Here is a 26,178-nt window from a genome sequence, read left to right as displayed (position 1 = left end):
TATTTAATTGGAATGAGACCCTGGCGAGCGGCAGTGGCTAGAACAGCTGAAGGATGCGCAAGTTGATGCGGCTGTCCTCCTCGAAGCCGTTGTCCACCGCGATGTCTTGACCGTAATTGACCATCAACTGGGTGCCAGGGGTGACGAAGTACGACGTGCCGACCGTGAATTTGCTGGTGCCGGGCTTGTCATCCATGTCCAGGTCACTGATGTTGCTTTCGCCGCCCCAGAGCTTCGAAATGCCAGCGCGCACATCGAAACGCTCGGTGAAGTTGTAGCGCAGGAAAGCCTGGCCTTGATAGAGCGGGTCCTGCTTCTGGGTGACGCTGGCGCTACCGAAGTCATCGTTGTCGCCGAAGAAGGTCACGTCGCCGACCAGATCGAGGGTCAGCTTTTCGGTCAGGCCGGTTATGTAGCCGGCTTGCAGGGCGAACTTCCAGCGGTTCTCGCCAAGGTTGATCGCGTGGTCCTTGTCGTAGCTGCCGGTGGGCACGTAGAGGAACGGGGTGATGCCGAAGTAACGGCGCTTATCCGGTTCATTCAGCAGCCAGACGGTGGCGGCGAGGATCAGGTCGCCAGTGCCGCTGTCGTTGCCCAGGTCTTGCAGATCATCCCTGGCTCGCACGTTGCCGAACGGCAAAAGGAACTGAGGGTCGACGATGTAATCGCCGATCCTGGTGAAGTGCACGCCGCGCAGGATACCGATATCGGAATCCAGACCGGCATTGATTGGTACCTTGTGGCCGTCGGCGTAAAGGGCATTGCGCTCGGCATGCTGGTAATAGACCAGGCCCAGGTTGGTGCCTTCGGGCAAGGCGGTGTAATCGCCGGCATCGACGTCCACGGCCGTGGCGCTGCAAGAGAAACCGGCCAGCAGGCCGAATAGCGAAGCGTGCATCAGATTGACTGGCCGGCGCTCGTGTGGCGGCCAGCCCGGGCTGCGACGAGCCGGCTCCGTGCTCATTTTCATGACATTACCTTTATTGTTTTTGTTTATGATCAACTTAGTGCCGGAACGCTAATCCGGACTAACGTGAAGTCATTGAGCAGAGCTTGTGCCAGCTTTTTCTTGTTTTGAACAAATGATTTAAAATCAATGGCTTGACTGATAATAAGAGTTGTCGAAGCAAGCACGGGAATTGTCCCGCTGTATCGCTGGCTCAAATTGAGACAGTGGCTTGGGGTCGAGCTGGCCCACTTCGAGACATTCGGCCGCGAGACGCATGCCATGCCCAAATTCAACAGCCCCGCGACACCCCCTTCGCGCAAGCGTTTCGTCGATTCCCAAGTGGTCGAGAGATCCTGGCAGCGCTCGCAGAATTACGGCCTGTGCCAGCGCGACAGTTTGCTGTTTGACGCTCCGGTGGTCGCCAGTGGCGCGCAGATCGCCGAAAGCAATCGCCTGTTGCTTGCCTGCGCCACCCCGGAAATGGAGCAGCTGCACGCCGCCCTGTCACCGAAGGACTGGGTGCTGGCCTGCATCGATCTGGAAGGCGTGGTGCTCAGCAGCCTTGGCCGACTCAGCTCAGACAACCGCGAGTTGAATCAGGTGTTCCGTGTCGGTGCGCAGATTTCCGAAGAAAACGTGGGCACCACCGCGCCGAGTTGCGTGCTGACAGAGCGCGACTCGGTGTTTTTTGTCGGTGAGGAGCATTACCTGGAGGAGGCACGCCAGTTCTCCTGTCTGGCCACGCCGATCTTCGGCCTGGACGGCGGCATAGTCGGGGTACTGGACGCCAGCAGCAAACATGGCATGCCCTCGGTCTACACTCTGGATTGCCTGGTGTTCGCCGCTCGTGCCATCGAAAACCGCATGTTCGCCCAGCTCGGCGACGTGCTGCTGGTGCACCTGCACCATCGCCTGGACATCCTCGGCACGCCACTGGAAGGGCTGCTGGCCTTCGACCCGGCCGGCAAACTGCGCTACGCAAATCGCATTGCCGGTCAGTTGTTAAAACTCGGCGAGATCCAGGCCGGACTGGACTTCGCCGAGTTGTTCGACATGCCCTTCGTCCATGCCACCTGTTACTGCCGCCACGACCTCAGCGCGCCGTTGCGCCTGCGCAGTCACCACCGCGGCGAACTGTATGCTTGCATCACCCTCGGCCCCGACCAGAAACCGGCGCGGGGGCAGCGTCCGCTACCCTTGCCTGCGAGTACCGCCGAGCCGCTGCCACCGCCGCCATCCGGCCCCTGCCTGCAGGATCCGGCCCTGCAGGACGCTCTGGCCCGCGCACGCAAAGCCTTCGCCCGCGACATCCCGGTGTTGATCAACGGTGAAACCGGCACGGGCAAGGAGGTCTTCGCCCGTCTGTTGCACGAAGGCAGCAGTCGCGCCGGCGAAGCCTTCGTTGCGATCAACTGCTCGTCCATCCCGGCCAGCCTGATCGAGTCGGAATTGTTCGGTCACGCCGAAGGTGCCTTTACCGGCAGCCGCAAGGGCGGCGCCAGCGGCAAGATCGAACAGGCGCACAAGGGCACCCTGTTCCTCGACGAGATCGGCGACATGCCCCTGGAGCTGCAGGGTCGCCTGCTGCGTGTGCTGCAGGAGCGTAGCCTGACCCGTCTTGGCAGCAGCCAGGTGATCAAGGTGGACTGCGCGCTGATCTGCGCCACCCACCGCGACCTCAAGCAGCTCAGCGCCAACCATGGTTTTCGCGAGGATCTCTACTACCGCATCAACGGCCTGCGCGTGACCCTGCCAGCGTTGCGCGAACGCCACGACCTCGCCGCGCTGATCCAGCACCTGTTGTGCGCCGAAGCCACCGCGCACCCATCGCCCAGGCTGAGCAAATTGGCGCTGCAGGCGCTGTTGGCGTACCGCTGGCCGGGCAATGTCCGTCAGCTTTACCAGACTCTGCGCCTGGCCGCCGCCCTGGCCGAGAATGAAGAGGAAATCGGCCTGCAGCACCTGCCGGACGATGTGTTGGAGGATGGGGATACGCCGGTCGAGTCAGCGGCAGGCACGCCGCAGCCGAAGTCGCAGGCGGGGGATACCCTGCAGGCCTCGAAGCAGCGCGCGATCAGGGCGGCGGTGGAAGCGAGCGGCGGCAACCTTTCGGCTGCCGCTCGCAGCCTGGGGATCGGGCGAGCGACCCTGTATCGCAAGCTCAAGGGAATGAAGGAGGGTTAATGCTGGAGGGCGATGACGCATCACCCAAGATAAAAAGGCAGAGGCCGCGCGGGTCGGCCCCAGCCTGAAAGGGGTTACAGCTTGATCATCACCGTCTTCAGTTCGGTGTAGTGGTCGATGGCCGCCGCACCCAATTCGCGGCCGACGCCGGAGAGCTTGTAGCCGCCGAAGGGCAGTACCGGGTCGAGGGCGCTGTGGCAGTTGACCCAGACCGAGCCGGACTTGATGCGCGGGATCATGCGGTGCACCGCGCTCATGTCGTTGGACCAGATGCTGGCGCCTAGGCCGTAGCTATTGTCGTTGGCCAGGTGCACGGCTTCGTCAAGGTCGTCGAAGGGCATGGCCACCAGCACCGGGCCGAAGATCTCCTCCTGCACCAGGCGATGCTTCTGGTCGACGTCGACGATCACCGTGGGTTGGACGAAGTAGCCGGGACCGAACTTCCCGCCGCCGCAGGCGATGGTGGCGCCCAGTTCGCGGCCCATCTCGATGTAGTTGTGCACCCGATCCTGTTGCTTGGCGGAGATCAGCGGACCCATGGCCACGCTGGGGTCGAGGCCGTTACCGAGCTTCATGCCATTGGCGATATCGACGATGTCGCCCACCACCCGGTCTAAGTGCTTGCGGTGCACGTACAGACGCGAGCCGGCGCAGCACACCTGGCCCTGGTTGAAGAAGATGGCGCTGGCGGCACCCGCGGCGGCCACCTGCAGGTCGGCGTCGGCCAGGACGATTGTTGGCGACTTGCCGCCCAACTCCAGGGTGACGCGGGTCATGTTGTCCATGGCCGCTTTGCCGATCTGCTTGCCCACTTCGGTGGAGCCGGTGAAGGTCAGCTTGTCCACGCCTGGGTGGCTGGTCAGCGCCGCGCCAGCGTTGAGGCCGGTGCCGGTGACCACGTTGAACACGCCGGTGGGGTAGCCGGCCTCCAGCACCAGTTCGGCCAGCTTGAGGGCACTCAGCGGTGTTTCGTCCGCCGGCTTGAGTACCAGGCTGCAACCGGTGGCCAAGGCCGGGCCGAGTTTCCAGCATGCCAGCATGAACGGAAAGTTCCAGGCAACGATGGCGCCGACCACACCCACTGCCTCGCGGCGGATGAAGGCGTGGAATTCGCTGTCCGGCATCAGCGGCAGGGACGGATCCACTGTGCTGCCCGAGAGCTTGGTGGCCCAGCCGGCCATGTAGCGCAGGGAGTCGATGGAAAGTTGTACGTCCACCAGGCGGGCCATCTGCACGCTCTTGCCGTTGTTCAGGCATTCCAGCTCGGCGATCACCTGGGTATCGCGCTCGATCAGGTCGGCCAGCCGCCACAGCAGGTTCTGCCGCTCGCGTGGGCGCATGCGGCTCCAGGCGGAGTCATCGAAGGCGCGCCGCGCGGCCTGCACGGCGCGGTCTACATCGACATGGTTGGCGGACGGCACTTCCAGCAGGAGGTTGCCGGTGGCCGGGTTGCGCACGGCCAGGGTCGCGCCGCTGGCGGCGTGCGTCCATTCGGCGCCGATCAGCATACGCGGTTGTCTGGAGAGGAATTCGACGGTCTTGGGATGCAGCGGCAGGTTTTCCATGGGCGAGGCCTCGTTGTTGTGGGTCTTGTACCTGACCCTGGAGCAACGCCTGTGCCAGCCCCGACTAAAGCACCGCGGGCGCTGGGCGCCCGGCCTTACCGGTGGGCAATCCGGACAGGAGCGACGAAGGGAGGGCTGTATCGAACCCGTACAACTGTCTCAGAACGGGACAGTAGCGCCCCCGCTGAGGCGACCAGGCCAGCACAAAGGCCCGGTTCATGGCGCACGTCAGCCGGGGAAATGACTGGTCGTGCGGGCTGGATGGCAGGTTATTCCCCAGCACTCTATCGACTGTGAGAAAACGTACTAGCTCATGGTCTTGATTATCGTCGGATAGCCCCACTAGCCTAGGTTTTTAAGGACCGGCGCGCAGCGCCACAAAGACAGGAGACCGCTAATGAACGACCGAAGCAATGCTGCGATGTTGAGCTTTGATCCAGCGTTTGCGTCGTTGCGCGATGGCCTTTCGGTCGCTCAGCAGATTGGCGACACACTTTGGGTGGCCAACGACGAAACCACGAGCCTGGAATGCCTGAAAATCCAGGATGCTGCGCCCGGCGAGGTCGTAACGTGCGATGGGCACCAATCGTTTCAGCTCCTGGAATATCTGGATCTGCCCCTACCTAAACAAGACGCCGAGATCGATATCGAGGGCTTGGCCTACGTCCCTGACAGTGGTTACCTCTGGGTGGTGGGCTCCCATAGCCTGAAGCGAAAGAAGGCCGAGGCTGGCACTCCGGCACGCAAGAATATCAAGCGCCTGTCGACAGTCGAGGCGAAGGGCAATCGCTTTCTGCTGGCGCGCATCCCTGTGGTACGGCAGAACGACGGCTATGCACTCGCCAGGAAGGTGGATGCCGACGGACGTACCGCGGCGCAGCTACATGGCAACGAGGTCAGCAACGACCTGACCACGGCAATTGCTGAAGATCCTCAGCTACGCGACTTCCTGAGTATCCCGGGTAAAGACAACGGCTTCGATATCGAAGGATTGGTGGTGATCGGCTCGCGTCTTCTGCTAGGGCTGCGCGGACCGGTCCTTCGCGGCTGGGCTGTGTTGCTGGAGATAGAACCTGAGCTGAGCGACGCCTCGACTGACACGCTGGTGCTTAAGAAGATCGGTCCGGATGGATGCCGCTACCGCAAGCACTTCTTCGCGCTAAATGGCCTGGGCTTGCGAGACCTGTGCACTAGCGGTGACGATCTGCTGATCCTGGCGGGTCCCACTATGGATCAGGACGGTCCGGTAACGGTCTTTCGCTGGCGCGGCGGTTTCGCGTCAGACGAGGAAAGCGTGATCTTTACCGATCAATTGGAGAAGGTGCTGGACGTGCCGTTCGGGCAAGGCAACGATCACGCTGAGGGCATGTGTCTGTTCGAATCGGGCGAGCAGCTTGGGGAGGTTTTGCTGATCCTCTACGACTCCGCGGCGCAGAGTCGTAAACACGGCGATACGGATGTGGAAGGGGACCTGTTCATCCTGAACTGAGCCACGCACCCTGACTTCTGCGCCGGCGTCCCGATGTGCTCGCCGCCGAGCGCAGACTGGCTTGCGCTACGCAAGATACTGGTGTGGCCACCGCCGACCCGTTGCCCCGAGTGAGCTTGAGCGGATTCCTCGGTTTCACCGCCGGCGGTGGTTCGCAGATTGGCTCCAGTGCTGCCGGGAGCATAGTGCCCCCGGCACTCATCACTCAGGCGCGAACGCGGCGTCACTCCTCACCTGTTGGGTGTCAGCAGCCGTCTGGCGATCCACCTTGAACCATGCGGCGTACAACGCCGGGACGAAGAAAATCGTCAGCAGCGTCGCCATGGTAAGGCCGCCCATGATCGCAATTGCCATCGGACCCCAGAACACACTGCGCGTTAGCGGGATCATTGCAAGCACGGTGGCCAGTGCCGTCAGCATCACCGGACGGGCTCGGTGAATGGCGGCATCCAGTACAGCGTTCCACGGGTCGCGCCCTTCGGCGATCTCGATTTGCACTTGATCGATCAGGATCACCGCGTTCCGCATGATCATGCCACCCAGTGCGATGATGCCCAGGATGGCGACGAAGCCCAGCGGCGACTGGAACACCAGCAGCGCCGGCACCACACCGATCAGGCCCAGCGGAGCGGTCAGCACTACCATCCACATGCGGGAGAAGTTCTGCAATTGCAGCATCAGCAACAGCAAAATGGTGATCAGCATCAGTGGGGCCACCGCGAGCAGCGCCTTGTTGGCCTTGTCGCTTTCCTCAACGGCTCCCCCCACATCGATGCGGTAACCGGTCGGCAGCTTGGCTTCGATGTCCTTAAGCAACGGCTGGATTTCCTGCGTCACCGATACTCCCTGCTCACCATCCTTCACATCGGCACGCACCGTGATCGCCATGTCGCGGTTGCGGCGCCACAGTACCGGCTCTTCCAGTTCCGAGCGCACCTGTGCGACTTGCGACAGCGGCACCACTGTGCCCTGGCGTGTGTAAAGGTTGATGTTTTTCAGAGTGTCGACGTTCAGGCGTTCCTCTGGCACGGCACGGGCCACGATGTCGATCAGGTCCTCGCGCTCACGCAGCTGCGACAGGGTTGCGCCGTTCATCACGGTCTGTGTCGCCAATGACACGTCGGCTGGCGTGAGGCCAAGCGCGCTCGCCTTGTCCTGATCAAGCTCCACTTTCAGCGCACGCACCGGGTCGTTCCAGTCGAGCTGGAGGTCGCGTACCTTTTGGTTGGACGCCACCACCTTCTCCACATCGCGGGCGATCTTGCGCACCACCTGGGTATCGGGGCCTACGACGCGGAACTGCACCGGGTAGCCGACAGGTGGCCCCAACTCGAGCCGGGTCACGCGTACCCATGCCTGTGGGAATTGTTGGTCAACCGAGGCCACCAGCCGCGCACGTACTCGCTCGCGTGCATCCAGATCTTTGGTCATCACAACGAACTGGGCAAAACCCGGATTGGGCAGCTCGGGGTTGAGCGAGAGATAGAAGCGCGGTGCGCCAGCGCCGGTGTAGGCGGTATAGAAACGTACGTCCTCGTCCTTCGCCAGTATCTCCTCCATGTGCTTGACCTGTTCGGTCGTCGCGGTGAACGAGGAGCCTTCCTTTACACGCAGGTCAATGACCAGTTCAGGACGGGAACTGTTGGGGAAGAATTGCTGCGGCACCAGCTTGATACAGGCCAGAGCGAGCACCAGAGCGCCAACCGTTGCACCGATGACCACCCAGCGGCGCTCGATGGCGGCGTCGATCAGGCGGCGCAGGCTGCGGTAGAATCTGGTGTCGTGCGGATCGGCGTGCTGGTGCGTGCCCAAGTCGTTGGGCAGCATCTTGACCGCCAGGTACGGTGTGAAGATACCGGAACAGATCCACGAGAACAGCACCGCGGCGCCAACGATCCAGAAAATGCCACCCGCGTACTCGCCGGTGGTGGACTTCGAGAGGCCGATCGGCAGGAAGCCTACGACGGTGATCAGCGCGCCGGTCAGGCGCGGCATGGCGGTGGACTGATAGGAAAAAGCGGCCGCCTTCACGCGGTCCATGCCGGTTTCCATCTTCGCCACCATCATCTCGATGGCGATGATGGCGTCATCCACCAGCAGTCCCAACGCGATAATCAGTGAGCCGAGCGAGATGCGTTCGAGGTTCCAGCCCATCGCCAGCATCACCAGCGCCACGCCGCCCAGCACCAGCGGCACCGTGGCCGCGACCACGAGGCCGGCGCGCCAGCCCAGGCTGGCCAGGCTCACCGCGATCACGATGATCAACGCCTCGGCCAGCGCGCGCCCGAAGTCCAGGATTGCATCCTTCACCGTGGTCGGCTGGTCGGCCACCAGCTCCAGCTCCACGCCGTGCGGCAGCTCGGACTGGATCTTGGCGACGGCCGTGTCCATCGCCTTGCCAAGGTCCACGATGTTGCCGTCGCTGGTCATTGTGATGCCGAGCATCAGCACTGGCTGCCCGTTGTGGCGTACCGTGTAGGTCGGCGGATCCTCGAAGCCACGGGCAACGGTCGCGATGTCGCCGAGCTTGATCAGCCGGCCGCCCGCAGAGATGGGCACGTTGCGAATAGCCTCTTCGCTGGCGAATTGGCCACTCACACGCACCATGACGCGGTCGCCGCGGGTGTCGATCTGGCCTGCGGGCAGCATTGCGTTCTGGCTCTTGAGGCTTTCGGCGATGGCCAGCGGGGTAATGCCCAGCGCTGCCAGGCGTTCGTGCGAGAACTCGACGTAGACACGCTTGGCCTGCTTGCCAACGACGTCGATTTTCTTGACCATCGGCACCTTCAGCATGCGGCGCTTGATGTCCTCGGCTGCGTCCGACAGGTCGGCGTGGCCGACGCCGTCACCCTTGACCGCGTACATCAAGCCATACACATCGCCGTACTCGTCGTTCAGGATCGGGCCGATCACGCCGTCAGGCATCTCCAGGCTCAGGTCATTGAGCTTCTTGCGCGCCTGATACCAGGCCTCGCGCTGGTCAGCCTTGGAGATGCCGCCGCGCACGGTGAGTGTCATGCCCGCGTAGCCTTGCCGCGCGTAGGTGACCACCGTTTCGAAGTTGTCGATCTGCTCGAATTTCTTCTCCATGCGATTGAGGACCTGGTCCTGCAACTGCTGGGCGGTGGCGCCCGGCCAGATGACCATGGCGGTCATGGAGGGCACGGAAAAGTTCGGATCCTCGAGCTGACCGAGCCTGGTGAAGCTGAAGGCGCCGGCCACCGCGACAATGAGGAGCATGAACAGGACGACGGCGCGATGGCGCAGCGCCCAGTCGGTGAGGTTGAGGTTGTTCATCGGGCGGCCTGCTGCATGGTATTCGCGTCAACGATCGCCGCATCGGGGAGCGCGACCTTCAGTCCGGACGTCATCTTCTGGACGCCGGCGGTAACGACCAATACGCCAGCCTGCGGCCCGGAGACGAGCACCTCGTCATTGCGGTAGCCCAAAACTGTCACAGGCTCCAGATCGACGATGCCTGCCGGATCATTGCCCGTGGGCGTGACCACCCACAGCGCCGGCTGACCGTCACGCTGCGTCAATGCCGTGGCTGGCACTGCCGCCACAGAGACACTTGTCATGACTCGCTCGGCTACCACCGTGGCGGTGGCGCCCAGCGGCAGCGCCTGTAACGGCTTAAGCCGCGCGCGATAGGTGCGCGTCTGCGCCGCGGCCTGCGGCGACAGCTCGCGCAGCGTGACATCGAAGGTTTCGTTCGGCGCACTGGCCAGCGAGGCCTTGAAACGCGCGTCCTTGAAGACGGCTAGCTGATCCTCGGGCACGTCGATGACGATCTCGGATTCATCCGGGTTCGCGATCGAGACAACCGGTTGACCCTCCGGCACGACCTGCCCGGACTCAAAGCGCACAGCCGTGACGACGCCGCTGCGCGAGGCGCGCAGCACGGTGTACTTGAGGCGGTTGCGCGCGAGTTCGAGCTTTCGAGCCTCGGCCTCGGCGGTCGCATGCGCGGTTTGGGCATTGGTCTGCGCGCGCTCGGCGTCGGCCGCACTGACCGAGCCGTCAGCCTTCAACGCGGTCAGGCGCTGGCGGTCCGAATCCGCTTGGCGTGACTGCTCGACAGCAACTGACCACTGTTGTCGCGACGATTCTTCAGCGAGGCGGTAGTCGCTGTCGTCCAGCACAGCCAGGATGTCGCCTTCACGCACAAACTGGCCTACCTCGACCTTGCGCTGAGCTACCTTGCCACCCACGCGGAAGGCCTGGTCGACTTCATGTCGCGACTGTACGGTGCCCACATAGCGACTGCTGTCGCGGGCATTGTCGTAGCTGATTGCAACGGTGCGCACCGGTCGTGGTGCCTGCACGGTGGGCTGGTCGGGGCTACACGCGCAAAGCATGACGGCTACAGCCAGGGCGCCGGCCGCAGTAAGGGAGGTTTTCAAGGCAGTTCCTCTTTGTAAAACGAAAATTCTCAGGAAAGTGGTGGCCGGTCGGCTGCGGTGGCTGCTGTGGGCGTGGCGGGTTGTTCGAACACTTGCCAGCCTCCGCCCAGGGCCTTGTAGAGCTGTACGCTATCGAGCAGTAGACGGGTGTTGCTGTCGTTGGCACTCAGGCGCACCGCCAGGCGCGCCCGTTGCGCGTCCAGCAGCGGCAACAAGTCGATCTGTCCCCTGTCATAGAGGGACTGCGCGTGGCTCAACGCAGCCTCCGCGGACTCGGCGGCCGACTGCAGCGACGCAGCGCGCTGGCGTTCTTGCGCTTGTGTGACGAGCGCGTTTTCCACGTCCTCGAGCGCACGCACAATGCCGTCCTCGGCACGCAGCAGCGCCTCACGCTGGCCGCTCTCGGCGACCTCGTTGATCGCGCGTGTGCGCCCGGCGTTGAAGATCGGCATGGTGAGCAGAGCGGCCACGTTGGTGAAGCGTGCGGCGCCCATATCCAGCCCGTTCAGCTCAAGGCCCTGGCGGCCGTAGGATGCACCGAGGAACAGCCGCGGAAACCACTCGGCCGCGGCTTCTTTACGGCGCGCATTGGCGGCATCGAGTTGCGCCATCAGCGCCAGTACATCAGGCCGACGTTGCAGCAGGGTGGCGGGCTGCCCCTGCCGGGCCTCGGGCGCCACCACGTTGCCGGGGGAGGGCTGGATGCTCGCAGCGTTAAAGGCCTGGTCACCGATCAATACCGCGATGCGGTGCCGCGCCACAGCAGTCAGGGTTTCCAGCGGAGGGATCTGCGCGCGCGCCGAAGCGGCATCGGTCTGTGCGCGCTCGACGTCGAAGGCGGTTGCCAGTCCTACACGGTGGCGCGCGTTAACCAGGCGCAGTGTCTCGTCCTGCGCCTTAGAGATCGCGCGTAATGTTTCGGCCTGGCGCAGCGCACCGACCAGCGTGAAATAGTTGCTGGCCACATCGCTCATTACCAGCAGACGCACGCCGCGTACGCCGTCCTCTGCGGCCAGTGCTTCGGCTTCGGCGGCATCCGCGCCAGCGCGCAGGCGTCCGCTCAGGTCGAGTTCCCACGAAACGTCCAGGCCTGCACTCGCGGTCCTGGTATCTGGATAACCCTGCTTCTTGGCCGTGCTGTAGCCGCTGCTACGGTCGGAGCCGGAGGCGGACATTCCGACACTCGGGAAGAGCCAGGAGCTACTGATCGTCTCACCGGCGCGAGCGGCGCGCACGCGCTCGGCGGCTATCTTGATGTCACGATTCTCGTCCATCGCGCGGCGCACCAGATCCGTCAACACCGGGTCGTTGAAAGTCTTCCACCACACGGTTTCGGGTTCCATCTCGGAGGCCGTGCTTGCGGCGAACCTGGCCGGCACGTCTACCGATGGCTTAAGGACCACCGTGGAGCAACCGGTCAGGATCAGGGCGATGGACGCGGCGAGCGCCGCACCCTTTACGACACCGATTACGCGTTCGGCATGTTGCAGGGGCGTCTGCCCGGTGTTGCGGGTCAACAGGTGGAAAGTTGGAAATCGCGGCATCGGATTGGGCTCGTGAAGATTCGAGGTGGCATCAGCGTAGGGCTCGGTGTGCGCGAAGTCGTCAGCGAAGGGTCGCCGTTCGGTCGCCATATCGAGCACTCGTTCGTGATGGAGGCGTCACTCGTCGCCGGCATCGGCCGTGTGCTCGCCGGTTGCCAACGCGAGGTCCGAGGCAATCGACTCCAGCAGCTCTTCGGCGCAGGAAAACTCGCGCTGTCGCCCGGTGACCAGGTTTTCGAGGCGGCCCACCAGGGCCCCCGGCGCGGCGTCGCTACGCAGCTTCACGACGTAAGAGCGGCGGCTCGGGTATTTGGATTCAGGGTTCAGGATCATCGCAGACCAGGGGGGCAAGAAAGTTCGACGACAGCGTAAGCGGCCCCCTGGGGCGAGTCGTAAGCGAAAGGTCAGACTTCGGTCGGGACAGGTTAAGGCCTTGAACACCGCAGCCCCTGTGGGAGCGAGCTTGCTCGCGATAGCGGCGGGTCAGACAATAATGATGCTGAATGTACCGCCGTCATCGCGAGCAGGCTCGCTCCCACAAGTTTTCGCCCTTAACTCTTCAAATCGACGGTGCAGCGTGAATCAGCGAGCGCGCACGGTGCGCCAGATCGGTTACGTCCGTTTCGGGTGACTGGTCAACCAACGTGGCCAATGCCTGTTGGTCCTCGGCCGTAGCGTCAGGGAGCTCGCACAGTTCGACCAGCGCTTGGAGCTCCAGCCACGGTGCTTCCTGGGCGCGAGCTTCTTCAACCGCGCGCCGCACCGCAGCGATGCCGGCGTCGGGCTGACCCTGTGCTCGCGAGATCGCTGCTTCCAGCAGCAATAGCTGCGGCAGGTATACGCGCTCGCCCAGTTCCTCGCCCACCCGAAGTGCTTCCTGTAGCTCGACTTGCGCTGCGTTGCATTCGCCTGCCAGCAGCAGCGCCTCAGCGGCGTAGCCAAGTACCTCGCTGGCTCCGGAGCGCATGCCGAGTCCGGTGTGTTCTTCGTAGGCTTCGCGGATGCGACGGTAGCCGTCGCTCGGGGAGCCGCTGCGCGCGTCGGCCCAACCGTGCCACCAGCGGCAAGCCGTACGCCCCAGTGCGAGCGAATATTCATCGACTAACTTTTGCATGTCGTCAGCCAGCGCTGCTACACGCACAGGGTTTCCCATCCTCACCTCGATCAATACCTCGTGCCAGGCGGCGACCAGCCAGGTCATGGGCTGGCGCAACGCCTGCGCGCGAACCCGGGCCTGCTGCCTGTGGACTCGGGCTTGCTCAACCAGACCAGAACGCAAGAGTTCTATAGCCAGCATGCCGTGCAGCATGACCTGAGGATCAGCCGCAAAAATCTCGTTCGTCCCGATGTCCAGCGGCTCGGCGATCGCGAGGGCGCGTTCCAGCCAACGGCGAGTCGTTTTTGTGCGTCCCTGGAGGTGATGCACCTCGCCCTGGACGATGCATGCCGCCAGCATGAGCTCTTGATCATTTGCTTCGCAGGAGAGGGCTTCAGCACGCTCCGCCACCTCGAGCGCCAGCGCATAGTCGCCGCGCAGACCAAGCAGATAGCCGAATCCGTGTAGCAGACGACCACGCATGGGGTGTTCGGGGACATCCGCCAACAGCCTGTATGCACGTTCGAAGGCGCTTTTTGCTTCGCTGCCGACACCGAACATGTGGAAAGCCGAAACCCCCTGCAGCGTAGCCAGGGTAATTTCGAGCGCATTGCGCTCCGTCCCTTCGGGTGCCTGCATCAACAGGACCAAGGCGCGCCCAGTGAGGCCGTAGCTCAAGTCCGGGCTGAAGTGCAGCAGCGCAGCTTCTGCGGCCTCGGCGTAGTAACGCAGCGCAATCATCGGCTGTCGGGCGCGGTCGAAGTGCATCGCCAGCTCCGAGGCCGCAACCGGTACGCCGACTGCGCGCTCGCGTTCGAGGGCAGCGCCGACCTGACGATGGAGTTGAGTGCGCAATGAGCGCGGCGTGCGGTCGTACAACACTTGGCGGAAGAGAGCATGTCGGAAAAAGTGGGGTGGCTCTACCGTCTCTTCAACTTCTGTGGCCCGCGATCGTATGAGCCATACCTGTTCGCGTATCAGCTCTTCACAGGCGTGGGCCACCGAAGCGAGGTCGCGCTCGAGGGCCAGCGAAACCGTCTCGATTCGAAATTCAACCCCGCATACCGCTGCGGCCGAGAGGAGGGTACGTTGCTCCGGACCCAGCCTGGCGATGTAGTGATCAATGATGGCTGCGAGGTTTTCGGGAACCGCCAGATCCGCAAGCCGAGCCTCGATGGTGGTTTTGTCGTCCTTTGGGTCCATCACTTCACTGGTGATTGACGAAACGAACAACGGCACACCGTCGGTCCGATCATGCAGGGCGCGCACGAAGGCTTCATCGCGAGCCAGCGAGGTCGAGCGCAGCGCAACATAGTCAGCGACCTCGGTTTCCGAGAACGGGTCCAGCACCACCTCCTCGCACAGACGTTGCAGGCGCAGTTCGTGGCGCAACGAGCTAAGGGGATGATCGAGCGCAACCACCTCGGCGAGGCGGAAGCTCGACAGCCACATCAGCCGCGTGCGGCCACGTCGCCGTGCCACATAGTTGATGAGCTGGACCGTCGCCCGATCGCTCCAATGCAGGTCTTCGGTCACCAGCAACAGCGGTCGCTGCTCCGTGCAGCGGTCCAGCAATTCGCCCATTTCCCGGAGCATGCGGTCCGGGCCGATGCCGGCAAGCTCGCGCCGCAACGCGTCTCGCTCTTGCGCGGTACTCAGCCACGGGAGTTGCAGCAGCCACGCCGGTGCCACGGCGCGCATCAGCGCCGGCAGGGTGGGGTCGCTGCGGCACAGATCGGCTAACGCCTCCAGCACCGGCAGATACGGCTCGCCGGCGCCATAGTGCTCCACGCAATGGCCGCGTGCGCAGGCGATGTCGCCAAGGCCAGTGAGGAAATGTTCGATCAGCGTGGTCTTGCCAATTCCCGGCTCGCCGGCGAGCCAGACCACTGCGCGCTGGCCGTCATTCGCCCGCTCCCAGGCCTTTTGCAGCCTCGCGACCTCGTCAGTGCGACCGATGAATGACGGTGACGAAGGTGTGCCGGTCGCTGTAATCGTCGCGGATGCAGGCGGCATCGAAAGTGCGGAGGAGGGTGGGGCGATGAAGCGATAGCCGCGCCGCGACACCGTTTCGATGAAGCGAGGATCCCTGGGGTCGTCGCCCAGTACCTTGCGCAGATCGCTGATGGCCGTTTTCAGGACCGAATCGCTGACGAACCGATGCCCCCACACAGCATCAAGCAAGGCATCCTTGGTTACCAGCGACCCTGGCTGGCGTGCCAGCACGCATAACAACGTGAAAGGCGTCGGTGCCACTGCAACGGTTTCCCCATTACGCAACAAGCAGGCGTTGGACTCGTCGAGCTCGAATTCGAAGAAGCAGAGCAAGACTGGATCTGGATGGGGCTGCGGACGTGCCACGGTTGATTCCTAAAGACTAAAAACAGGGTTGTGCGCCGCGAAGCTTCACAGGGGGTTGGATACTGAAAACCGATGTGCCCGACTTCCCTGTCGACCAGCCTTTTCAATCAACGGCTCTCCAGCCTTGGCAGTCTTAGCCATTGCTCCAATGACAACGCTGATCGGCGCTGAAGCCAAGCGTCGCCGGTCGGAAAATGCCATATGCGCAAAATCGGTTCACGCCGCGCAATTCAGCTCGCCCCTTGTCCCATCGCGGGTTGAGCATGATCCCAAAAAATTAATGACAAAAACATCAATATTGAAATATCTCTCAATATTGAATACCTTGACCTTGCCTGACGATGAGACCTCGCGTCTCACGACTTCAATCACAACAAGGGCCCGAGATGAACAACAACAAGAAAGTTTGCGAATTGCCTCCCGCCGCCGTCGACGTGCTGGTTATCGGTTATGGTCCGGTAGGTGCGACCATCGCTGCGCTGCTCGGCCGCTATGGGGTCACGACCCTGGTACTGGACAAGGTCCATGACGTCGTACTGATGCCGCGTGCCATTGCTCTGGACAACGAGGCGCTGCGCATCCTGCAACAAGCCGGTTTGTCGGAAGACGCTTTCGAGAAGATCGTTATCCCTGAAGTGAGGATGCACTCCCCGGTACTCGGGCAGTTCGGTCGAGCCAATACCGAGGGGTGCGTCGACGGCCATTCGAAACTCGTGACGTTCTATCAACCCGACCTCGAGCACGCGATGCGCGGCGAGGTTTCCCGGCTAAAAACCGTGACCAGCCTGGGTGGCTTCGAGCTGGAGAGCCTGGATGAGGTGTCAGACTGCGTCTTCGCTTCCGTACGGGATGAGAATGGGCAGTCGCATTCCGTTCGCGCCCAGTACCTGATCGGAGCGGATGGCGCTAGCTCCAGGGTCAGAGGGCTGATTGGCCAGGAGTTCGAAGGGCAGACCTATGCGGAGGATTGGCTGATTGTCGATGTCAAGAACCGGCATAAGTCAGCGATTGATCACGTTGAGTTTATCTGTAATCCGCGCCGCCCGACGCCGCACATGCCTGCACCCGGCGGCAGGGAGCGTTGGGAGTTCATGCTGCAACCCGGCGAGTCCCGGGAAGAGCTGGAAAGCCCGGAAAGCATAGCCCGGCTGATCGCGCCCTGGATCAACCCGCAGGAGCTGGAAATCGAACGAAAGGCGGTGTATCGATTCCACGCGCGCTGCTGCAACAGATTCAGCAAGGGGCGCGTCTTTCTCGCCGGCGACGCAGCGCACATCACCCCTCCTTTTGTCGGGCAAGGCCTTGTAGCGGGACTTCGAGATGGCGCCAACCTTGCCTGGAAACTGGCCTGGGTCCTTCGTGGCCATGCCGCGCCTTCAATACTCGATTCCTATGACGTAGAGCGTCGCCCCCATGCCCAGGCGATGATCAATCTGGCGAAACTCATGGGCCGCCTGGTGATGCCCAAGAACAAGATCGCAGCGTTCTTTATCCACGGCCTGATGCGCATGCTGGCATTGACTCCCGCTACCAGGAGGTACTTCGAACAGTTGGACATCAAGCCGAAGAACACCTTCAAACACGGCTTGTTCGTGCAGCATCGCCGGGGCGACAAGCTGGTACGTGGCAGCCTGTTTCCCCAGGCCTGGACCCGCAACCTGCAAAAGCAGATCAAACTGAGCGACGATGCTCTGGGGGATAGCCTGACCCTGGTTGGATTCGGTGTTGACCCGTTGTCACTGCTCACCCCTGATCAGGTCGTTTCCTGGGAAAAAATGGGCGGCCACTTTTTAGAGATCAGAGCACGCGGCCAACGCTCCGGCGGCAGCTGTGACTTCATCGAAGACATGAACCATGAGATCCTGCCGCTGGCTGCCAAGGGAACGCTCGTCGCGGTTCGCCCCGACCGTATCATCATGCACCACGCCCCTGGCTCAGAGGCCGGCAGCCTTCTTCGAGACTGCAGGAACCTGCTGGCTAGCGAAGGCGCCACTGCGGACAGCGTTTCCATTACCATCAACGAGCCCATTAGATTACGAGCTTGATCATGCATTCCCCCACACTTCCTTTAGAAGCTGATGCGCCAGAACCTCTCACGAGAGGTCACAAGAAGCGTGAGCGCACCCGTCGCGGCCTGGTGGACGCGGCGTTGCGCCTTATCGCGCGTAAGGAAGTGGGGGAGATCGCACTGCTCGAGGTAGCTGCGGAAGCCGCAGTATCCAACGGCACCATCTACAACTATTTTCGAACTCGCGACGAAGTGCTGGAGGCGGTTGGCATCGCCATGGCCGCCGAGTTCTCCGATGCCATTTCCGCCATGAGCAGGGACGTGCACTGCGGCGCACAGCGACTTTCGATCGGCGTGCGCATGTTTGTGTGCCGGGCTGCGGCCGACCACCAATGGGCGAATGCGCTGCTGCGCATCATCCATTTCGACCAGGCCATGCGCTCGCGTCTGGCTGACCATGTACTGGGCGACCTGCGTGAGGGACTGCGTGCGGGCATGTTTGCTTACGCGGACGAAGGGGTTGCCCTGGATATCGTACTGTCATGCACAACCGGAGCAATGCGCTCGGTTGTCGAGGGGCGTGCGGTGGCGGAGCACGACCTGCGGGTTGCCGAAATGATTCTCCAGGCTCTGGGCGTCACGCCTGCCAGAGCCAGGAAAATCGCCGGCAAGCAGCTACCGGCCTGATCCTCTATCTGGTTTGATCAATCCATTGCCGATAGTTCTTGGCCTGGCGACGAGCCTTCAGTTGATTGCCGATCAATGCCATGAGTGGCGACGTCCCGGGTTTTGTCCGTTTCCCCTGACTCAGCAAGCCGAGCTGCTTCTTGATCACCGACGCCACTGCCAGCGATGCCAGCGTCTTGTTCTTCCAGCGCACGACGATGGGCTCCACCCTGATGTCCCGACCTGCCATCCACTGCCTCGGCAGGGCTGGCTCGATCGCTAATGCTGTGGCAAGTCCGACCATCGACACCGAGCCGCTCACCACTCGCTCCGCGACCTCCTTTCTACGCACGCCGCCGGTGACCATCAGCGGCATGCGAGCAATTTCTCCTATTTTCTCCGCGAATTCGAGAAAGTAGGCCTCTCGAGCCAGGCTGCTGCCATCGCGGGTCTGCCCCTGCATGGCCGGGCTTTCGTAGCTGCCACCCGACAACTCGACCAGATCGACCGCCTTGGCGTTAAGCATTTCCACTACGCGAGCCGCATCCGCGGCATCGAACCCGCCGCGCTGAAAGTCCGCGGAGTTGAGCTTCACGGCGACGCAAAAGATCGGTGCCACTCGCTGGCGAATGGCGTCGATGGTTTTCAATAGAATTTGCGCACGATTTTCCAGGCTACCGCCCCAGCGGTCATCACGCCGATTGGTCAAGGGCGAAAGGAATTGGCTGAACAGGTAGCCATGCGCGGCATGAATTTCCACGCCGGTGAATCCGGCACGCTCGGCCAGCACCGCCGCTTGGGTATAGCGCTCAATCAGCTCTTCGATCTCCTGCTCCTCCAAAGCTCTGGGCGGCACAAAAGCTTTTGAAAGGCCGGGGATATCGACCGCCACTGCGGAGGGGCCTCTTGCCGATTGCCCCATTGAAGCCAGCAACTGCCGTCCGGGATGATTGATTTGCATCCAGGCCTGGGCTCCGCGGCTGCGGCAAGCATCGGCCCATAGCTTGAATTTGCCCAGGTTCCGATCGTCCTCAAGCACTACGCCAGCGGGTCCGGTCAAGGCGTGACGGTCAACCATGACGTTGCCAGTGATGATCAGACCGGCACCACCCTCCGCCCAACTCCGATAGAGCTTGACCAACGCTTCCCCTGGAGCGTGATCCTCATTGGCAAGGTTCTCCTCCATGGCAGCCTTGGCGATCCGGTTTGGAATCACCGTGCCGTTGGGCAATCGAAGCGGTTTGAAGAGATTTGAGCCGGTCATGTTCTGTCCTCCAGCTGATAAAAGTCGGCCAGCATAATTGAACACGTGTGTTCAATTATGTCAATGTGCAGTGCTTTTATTGATTTGGCGACCTCGGTCAGAGTTTCCAGATTATTAGGTTTCAGGCCGGTTTTCAGACAGAAGAACCAACAGACCAAAAAAATATGGTTGACGCGAAATGAACACAAGTGTTCAATCGGTCCATAAGGTAATCCTGGAGAGAGAACCGTGGAATCCCTGAATCCAACACAGCGCCGCATCCATCAAGCTGCCTTTCGCCTGTTTGCCGAGAGAGGCACCTCACAAGTGAATATCCTCGACCTCGCGCAAGAGGCAGGAGTGGCGCGCGGAACGGTCTATAGCAACATCGACAGCATGGAAAGCCTGTTCGAGGCGGTCGCCAGCCATCTCGCGAGGGAGATGCATGAGCGCGTCAACAAGAGCTTCGATTCCCTCTCGGACCCGGCTCATCGGCTTGCCAATGGCATTCGATTCTTCATTCGTCGAGCGCACGAAGACTCCCAGTGGGGCGCGTTCATCCATAAATTCGCCATGAGCAATTCGGCGTTGCGCGAAATGTTCAGCAGCCAGGCGACGAAGGATCTTCTGGGCGGGCTTACCACTGGGCGCTATACGTTTCAGCAGGAGCAATTGCTCTCAGTACTGACGCTGATATCGAGCAGCGTGCTCGGCTCGATTTTCCTGGTGCTGGAAGGTCACAAAACGTGGCGCGAATCGGGCTCTGATACCGCCGAACTGGTGCTGCGGGCATTGGGTGTGCCGCCAGAGGAGGCGCGTGCGTTGGCGACCGTAGAGTTGCCGGCACTTCCGTCTCTCGAATGAGCACCTGACTGACTCCAACTAGACAACACCCCTGGTTTTCAGGGGTGCGGGACAGCTTTGCCCTAAAAACCCGGAAAACAAGAACAATGAACAACAGAAATGAATTGTACCGGTTGGCCACACCACAACCCGCCCGGCATCCGCAGCCGACAGTGAAGGCCCAGGCACTGACTCACCTGATCTTCCAACGGCCGGACTTGAATGAGGCGGCGCGTTTCCTGACTGATTTCGGCCTGACGGTAAGTCGGCAGGACGCCGAGACGTTGTATCTGCGCGGCACTGAGCCAACTGCCTATTGTTATCGCGTGCACCGTTCAGAAAAGGCAGGCTTTGTAGGTTTCGGCCTGGAAGTCCAATCGCTCAAGGATCTGGAAAAGCTGACGCGAATCCCGGGTGCGTCATCGGTAGAGAAGTCGGAACATCCTGGCAAAGGGTTTTACGTCAGACTGACCGATCCATCCGGATTTATCGTCGAAGCCGTTTACGACCAGGCGCGCGATAAAACTCTGGCACACAGGGCTCCTCTTCCTTGGAATCTGGCGCAAGAGCAGCCGCGAATCAATGCCACACAGCGTCCGCCAATTGCTCCGCCTGAAGTCATCAGACTGGGCCACATCGTCATCGAAGTGGCCGACTATCAGGCGACCTGTGGCTGGTATACGCAGCATTTCGGGCTTATTCCCAGTGATGTGCAAGTACTTCCCGATGGCACACCCATCGTCTCCTTCATGCGCCTTGACCTCGGTGAGATGCCCACGGCTCACCATACGCTGGCGATTGCGCAAGGGTTCATGGCGACTTATAGCCATAGCGCCTATGAGGTCGTCGATGCAGACGCCGTGGGAATGGGACAGCGCGTCCTGCGCGAGCGCGGTTGGGAGCACTCATGGGGCATCGGTCGACACATTCTGGGCAGTCAGATCTTCGATTACTGGCAAGACCCTTGGGGCGATAAGCACGAGCATTACTGCGACGGGGATGTTTTCACGGCCACCCGGCCTACGGGCATTCATCCGGTGAGCCCCGAGGCAATGGCGCAGTGGGGGCAGCGCATGCCCAAGAGCTTTACGAAACCCAAGATGAGCGTGGCCAATCTGATTCTGCTGATCCGCAACCTGCGACGCAGCCCGGACCTGACCCTGCGCAAGTTGGTAACACTCATGCGGATGTTCGGGTAGAGCTGCCGCCATGTCGGACAACTCAACCCGGTTTGGCCGGCGGGACGTGCTTAAAGCCGGCGCTTTGATTGCTGGCAGTGCGTGGGTCTACACCGTTGCCAGCCCCCCCTCAGAACAACACCACAGTTCCCACGCCACCGAGCGCGGGACAAACGCCGCTCCAGGAGTACCTTCAATGTCTGCTGTACACGTAGTCCGCTTTGAATTTCAGAACGGTATCCACTGGGGCGTGCTTCGCCAGGGCCGTATCACGGTTGTCCCAGGTGTTTTTGAAACCACTGGTGACTTCATTCGCCAGAACAGTATCGACGACCTCGCTCAACTCAAAGGCACGGAGCTTGCGCAGGGCGAAGTAAAACTGCTGTCGCCGGTGACCCGTAACCAGCAGTTCGTCTGCCAGGGTGCCAATTACCGTCAGCACATGATCGAGTCGGGCATGGACCCGGATGCGAAGAAATTCAACATGATCTTCACCAAGGCGACGAGTTGCCTGGTGGCGGCTGACAGCGACCTGATCAAGCCGCGCCACGTGCGCTTCCTTGACTACGAGATCGAACTGGGCCTGGTGATGAAGCGCTCGATCACCGGCGCTGTTGCGGTCACCGACGCCAATCTGCATGAGTTCATTGCCGGCGTCGTCATCGTCAATGATTACTCGGCGCGTGACATTCAGATTCCCCAGATGCAGTTCTACAAGGGTAAGAGCTACCGCACTTTCGGCCCGGTCGGGCCGTACCTCTGCCTGCTGGATGCCACGAACATTCATTACCTGAAAGAACTGCAGCTGCGCCTGACGGTCAACGATCAGGTGCGACAGAACGACAGCACGGCCAACCTGGTTTACGGCCCCGCGGAAACCCTGACCGAACTCAGCGCCTTGCAAGATCTCGACGTTGGAGACCTGATCGCCACCGGTACGCCTGCCGGCTGCGCTCTAACGATCCCTTCGCCTGGCAAAATGCGCATTGCAGCCCTTTTGCCAGAAGCCACCAAGTGGAAGCTTTTCCTCAAGGCGCAAGAAGGCCGGACCCAGTATCTCAAGGCCGGTGACGTGGTCGAGGCGCGTATTCGCAGCGCCGACGGTGTAATCGATCTCGGCGTGCAACGCAACCGGGTCGTGGGAGAAGCCTGATGGTTGTGCAGAGCCTGAATGACATCGAAAGTTTTGAACGAGTCCCCTTGTCGGAGCGTGGGCTGGCTTGCAGCACTTATGAAGCGCTGCGTCTGGCGGCCGAGCGCACCCCCCAGGCTCCGGCGCTAAGCTTCTTCGCCGATGCCGCCGATTTCAAGCGCACCCACGAGTGGAACTACTCCCAGCTCTTGGCGGATATCACCCGCGCGGCAAATGCCTTCGATGACCTGGGCATAAAACCGGGCGAGGTGATTGCCTTTGTTTTGCCCAATCTGCCGCAAACCCATTTCACGATATGGGGCGGGGAGGCGGCGGGGATCGTCATGGCGATCAATCCTCTGCTTGAGGCCAAGCAGATGGCGGGCTTGCTCAATGCGGCGAAGGCATCCGTGGTGGTGACACTCGCGCCGACTCCAGGCAGTGATCTGTGGCCCAAACTGGCTTCACAACTGGATGACTTACTCGGGATCAAGTCTGTCGTTTGGGTCAGCATGGAGCCCTATGTCGCCGAACCTGTGCGTGGGGCGCTGAAAGCCGCGGCACTGAAGGAGCGAGACTTACACAGCGGTATCGCGATCCACGATTGGCAATCGCTGATGAATGCTCAACCGTCAACGCACCTGAAAAGCGGTCGGCACATCCGCCCGGATGAATGCTCCTCCTACATCTGTACGGGCGGCACCACCGGACTGCCCAAGATCGCCGCGCGTACGCATGGCTCGGAAATCTTCAACGCATGGGCCATCGCCGCTCACATGCAGCCACGCAGTGGTGTCCAGGTTATGTTTTGTGGCCTGCCGCTGTTTCATGTCAATGGACAACTGGTGACCGGCCTGATGCCTTGGACTCAAGGCGATCATGTGATCCTCGGGACGCCTCAAGGGTATCGTGGCGAGGGAGTGATCCCACGATTCTGGGAAATGGTCGAGCACTTCGGTATCAACCTCTTTTCCGGCGTGCCCACTGTCTATGCCGCACTTCTGCAAAATGAATGGCAGGGCCGCGACCTCTCCAGTCTTCGCTATGCAATCTGTGGCGCCGCACCCATGCCGGCTGAGCTGTTCCGCGAGTTCGAGCGCCGTACCGGAGTGAAAATCCTTGAAGGTTACGGCCTCACCGAGGGCGCCTGCGTTTCCTCAATCAATCCGCCCCATGGTGAGCGCCATATCGGCTCCATCGGGATACGGATCGCCTACCAGAATATGCGCGCGGTCTTGCTCGATGATTCGGGAGAGTACTTGCGCGACGCCAACGCGGATGAGATCGGCCTCATCACGATCAGCGGTCCGAACCTCTTCGAAGGCTATCTGGATGAGCGCCATAACCAGGGCCTCTGGATCGATATCGACGGTCAGCGCTGGTTGAATACAGGCGACTTGGGTCGCCAGGATGCGCAGGGTTATTTCTGGCTGACCGGACGCAAGAAGGAATTGATCATCCGCGGCGGCCACAACATCGATCCCAAGCAAATCGAGGAGGCGCTTCAGGCGCATCCCGCTGTCGCCTTGGCCGCTGCAATCGGCAGTCCCGATGCCTACTCGGGCGAGGTGCCGGTTGCCTACGTTCAACTACGCCCCGGGCAAGCCTGCAGCGCCGAAGAACTTGAGGCATTCGCTCAGCGCAACATCAGCGAGCGGGCAGCTGTTCCCAAGCGCATTGAAATTCTTGAAGCGTTGCCACTGACGGCCGTGGGCAAGATATTCAAGCCCGCCTTGCAGCAGCGCGAAATTGCCAAAGTAATCCAGCAGGAAGTGGAACGTCTGGGGCTTTCGGATATAGCTGTTGAAGTAGTGCAGGACAATCGCCGAGGGTTTGTCGCCTGCATTAGAGCCGGAACTGGCCAGGAAGTCCTGGCTCCGCTCCTGGGGCGTTATAGCTTTCAAACCGAGTGGCTTAATTGAGTTCCTGAATTCACATCTGTAAGTCCAGCAATCATGCCCTGGTGCTGTTCAGCCAGGGCTTTTTACACAACATCGATCAACTCCAACCGGCACTGAGAAGTGCACAGGACGGCGAAGCCTTGCCTGCGTGCAATCAACAAAAACAATAAACAAGAGGTGGAAAATGAAACTGAATAGCCGCGTGATTCCGTGTCTCTCTGTTCAGCAAAAGTGTGCTATCTGGATTAAGTTCAGCAGTGCCATCGCACTCCTCAGCGCCTCTACAATGGCAGGCGCCAATGGCATCGGTCTGAATGAACAAAGTGCAAGCAGTGCAGGGACTGCTTACGCGGGAAGGTCGTCTTCGGCGCTGGACGCCAGCACCATTTATGGAAACCCCGCCGGCTTGACCAAGTTGAAGCGCAGTGAGATTTCCGGCGGTGCCTCGGTCGTCTCGGCCAACATCGACATCAGTGATGCGCAGAGCAGTGTCGCAGGGACGAATGAGGGGGACTCGGTACCTTTGGGGGTGGTGCCCTTCGCTTATATGTCGACGCCGCTTGACGATCGATTTTCGATTGGTGTGGGCCTCTATGCGCCGAGTGGTCTGATCAATGATTACGAGAGCAGTTTTCAGGGCCGCTACCATGGCTCCTATAGCACGACCAAGGAAATAACCCTGCAGCCCACCATTGCCTATCGGATCAATGATCACGTGTCCATTGGTGGCGGACCGACCATAAACCGTTTCAATGCCAAGCTTCAGAATTATATGGCCACCGGCGCCCTGAACAATGGCGAGGATACACTGGTCACCATCAAAGGCGATGACACGGCCATTGGCTACAACCTTGGCCTGCTGGTTGACTTTAATGAGGCAACCCGTTGGGGAATTACTTACCACTCGAAGGTGAGCTATCACCTCAAAGGGCATACGGAAGTTTCCGGCTCCCCGAGCGCTGTCATGGACGGAAATTATGACAACAAAGTAGACATTACTATGCCCGAATCAGTGGATACGTCCATCACCCATCGATTCAATAGTCGCTGGACCGGATACCTGGGAGCCACCTGGACACGTTGGAGCCGGATCCAGGAGGTCAAGGCAATCAACAGCGGTGTTTCCCCCGTGGGCCAGGCGGTTGGCATGGAGACCATGACCGAACTAATGAACTGGCACGACACGTGGAGCACCGCGGTGGGCGCATCCTATCAATTGAACCCCCAATGGCTGCTCCGCGCAGGCTACGCCTATGATCCCTCGCCAGTGGGAAATGAGGATCGCAGCGTACGCGTTCCGGTTGGCAACCGCCAGGCCGTGACCTTGGGTGGCGCTTATTCGCCGAGTTCCGATCTGACGATAGACCTTGCTTATGGTTATCTCTGGGATTCCAAAGTTTCCGTCAATCAGGAGAACAAATCCGGTCTTCAACCTGCCTACAGTGCCAACTACGACAACAGTGCGCATGGCGTTTCAGTACAGGCAACCTATCGGTACTAATCGACAGGACTTCTTTTTTTAATGGAGTCCATGTTCAATCCAGAGGACGACGGGGTCCTCTTTGCAACGTAGCTATCTACACTGAGTGGACCGGCATTCGACGATGCCTGGT

At 61.1% G+C, this 26,178-nt stretch carries 17 protein-coding genes and 1 pseudogene; 10 read left to right on the top strand and 8 right to left on the bottom strand.

Features of this window, described 5'->3' with window-relative positions:
• Positions 1–37 precede the first annotated feature (37 nt).
• On the bottom strand, positions 38–970 hold the full coding sequence (locus tag ACA041_RS20155) for a transporter (RefSeq protein WP_497436454.1): 933 nt from the start codon (positions 968–970) through the stop codon (positions 38–40).
• 258 nt (positions 971–1,228) lie between these two features.
• On the opposite strand from ACA041_RS20155, the gene ACA041_RS20150 reads away from it, so the two are divergent.
• Entirely contained in the window at positions 1,229–3,133 is a 1,905-nt protein-coding gene (locus tag ACA041_RS20150; protein WP_497436452.1) for a sigma-54-dependent Fis family transcriptional regulator, read from the top strand.
• A gap of 74 nt (positions 3,134–3,207) precedes the next feature.
• On the opposite strand, the gene ACA041_RS20145 is transcribed toward ACA041_RS20150, so the two are convergent.
• Entirely contained in the window at positions 3,208–4,698 is a 1,491-nt protein-coding gene (locus ACA041_RS20145; RefSeq protein WP_497436449.1) for an aldehyde dehydrogenase family protein, read from the bottom strand.
• 397 nt (positions 4,699–5,095) lie between these two features.
• Between ACA041_RS20145 and ACA041_RS20140 the strand changes: the two genes are divergently transcribed.
• Both ACA041_RS20140 and ACA041_RS20135 read left to right on the top strand, forming a co-directional pair.
• The gene (locus ACA041_RS20140; protein WP_497436445.1) at positions 5,096–6,187 is read left to right on the top strand and encodes a DUF3616 domain-containing protein; all 1,092 of its coding nucleotides are present in this window, start codon (positions 5,096–5,098) and stop codon (positions 6,185–6,187) included.
• 14 nt (positions 6,188–6,201) lie between these two features.
• Positions 6,202–6,363 (top strand): annotated as a pseudogene (locus ACA041_RS20135) (TolC family protein); the annotation flags it as partial.
• Between the two features lie 25 nt (positions 6,364–6,388).
• Here ACA041_RS20135 and ACA041_RS20130 read toward each other — a convergent pair.
• The 5 genes from ACA041_RS20130 to ACA041_RS20110 form a co-directional block, all read right to left on the bottom strand.
• Positions 6,389–9,484 (bottom strand): efflux RND transporter permease subunit, encoded by a 3,096-nt coding sequence (locus ACA041_RS20130; RefSeq protein WP_497436442.1) that lies wholly within the window; start codon positions 9,482–9,484, stop codon positions 6,389–6,391.
• A complete protein-coding gene (locus tag ACA041_RS20125; RefSeq protein ID WP_497436440.1) occupies positions 9,481–10,593 on the bottom strand; it encodes an efflux RND transporter periplasmic adaptor subunit in 1,113 nt (370 codons plus the stop codon). The genes ACA041_RS20130 and ACA041_RS20125 overlap by 4 nt, the downstream gene beginning before the upstream one ends.
• 29 nt (positions 10,594–10,622) lie before the next feature.
• Positions 10,623–12,137, bottom strand: a complete 1,515-nt coding sequence (locus ACA041_RS20120) for a TolC family protein (RefSeq protein ID WP_497442129.1) — start codon at positions 12,135–12,137, stop codon at positions 10,623–10,625.
• A 117-nt stretch (positions 12,138–12,254) separates the two neighbouring features.
• Positions 12,255–12,470, bottom strand: coding sequence for a hypothetical protein (locus ACA041_RS20115; RefSeq protein ID WP_497442128.1), 216 nt, complete (start codon positions 12,468–12,470; stop codon positions 12,255–12,257).
• A 226-nt stretch (positions 12,471–12,696) separates the two neighbouring features.
• Positions 12,697–15,594 carry an AAA family ATPase gene (locus ACA041_RS20110; RefSeq protein ID WP_497436437.1) on the bottom strand — a complete coding sequence of 966 codons (2,898 nt, stop codon included), beginning with the start codon at positions 15,592–15,594 and terminating at the stop codon, positions 12,697–12,699.
• A 386-nt stretch (positions 15,595–15,980) separates the two neighbouring features.
• On the opposite strand from ACA041_RS20110, the gene mhpA reads away from it, so the two are divergent.
• Both mhpA and ACA041_RS20100 read left to right on the top strand, forming a co-directional pair.
• Positions 15,981–17,639: a bifunctional 3-(3-hydroxy-phenyl)propionate/3-hydroxycinnamic acid hydroxylase MhpA gene (gene mhpA, locus ACA041_RS20105; RefSeq protein ID WP_497436436.1), complete on the top strand. Its 1,659-nt coding sequence runs from the start codon at positions 15,981–15,983 to the stop codon at positions 17,637–17,639.
• Positions 17,640–17,641: 2 nt separating this feature from the next.
• Positions 17,642–18,289 (top strand): TetR/AcrR family transcriptional regulator, encoded by a 648-nt coding sequence (locus tag ACA041_RS20100; protein ID WP_497436434.1) that lies wholly within the window; start codon positions 17,642–17,644, stop codon positions 18,287–18,289.
• 4 nt (positions 18,290–18,293) lie between these two features.
• On the opposite strand, the gene ACA041_RS20095 is transcribed toward ACA041_RS20100, so the two are convergent.
• On the bottom strand, positions 18,294–19,532 hold the full coding sequence (locus ACA041_RS20095) for an NADH:flavin oxidoreductase/NADH oxidase family protein (protein ID WP_497436430.1): 1,239 nt from the start codon (positions 19,530–19,532) through the stop codon (positions 18,294–18,296).
• Between the two features lie 228 nt (positions 19,533–19,760).
• Here ACA041_RS20095 and ACA041_RS20090 point away from each other — a divergent pair, with 228 nt between their 5' ends.
• The 5 genes from ACA041_RS20090 (at position 19,761) to ACA041_RS20070 (ending at position 26,066) form a co-directional block, all read left to right on the top strand.
• Entirely contained in the window at positions 19,761–20,375 is a 615-nt protein-coding gene (locus ACA041_RS20090; protein WP_497436425.1) for a TetR/AcrR family transcriptional regulator, read from the top strand.
• A gap of 86 nt (positions 20,376–20,461) precedes the next feature.
• Complete coding sequence (locus tag ACA041_RS20085; RefSeq protein WP_497436421.1) at positions 20,462–21,553, top strand: VOC family protein; 1,092 nt, start codon at positions 20,462–20,464, stop codon at positions 21,551–21,553.
• A gap of 175 nt (positions 21,554–21,728) precedes the next feature.
• Positions 21,729–22,685 carry a fumarylacetoacetate hydrolase family protein gene (locus tag ACA041_RS20080; protein ID WP_497436419.1) on the top strand — a complete coding sequence of 319 codons (957 nt, stop codon included), beginning with the start codon at positions 21,729–21,731 and terminating at the stop codon, positions 22,683–22,685.
• Positions 22,685–24,586: an acyl-CoA synthetase gene (locus ACA041_RS20075; protein ID WP_497436413.1), complete on the top strand. Its 1,902-nt coding sequence runs from the start codon at positions 22,685–22,687 to the stop codon at positions 24,584–24,586. The genes ACA041_RS20080 and ACA041_RS20075 overlap by 1 nt, the downstream gene beginning before the upstream one ends.
• A gap of 163 nt (positions 24,587–24,749) precedes the next feature.
• Positions 24,750–26,066 (top strand): outer membrane protein transport protein, encoded by a 1,317-nt coding sequence (locus tag ACA041_RS20070; protein ID WP_497436407.1) that lies wholly within the window; start codon positions 24,750–24,752, stop codon positions 26,064–26,066.
• The last annotated feature ends 112 nt before the right edge of the window (positions 26,067–26,178 follow it).

The organism is Pseudomonas sp. LBUM1676, from assembly GCF_059695605.1.
The sequence above is the reverse complement of the archived record's forward strand: the minus strand, read 5'-3'. Positions and strand labels throughout refer to the sequence as shown.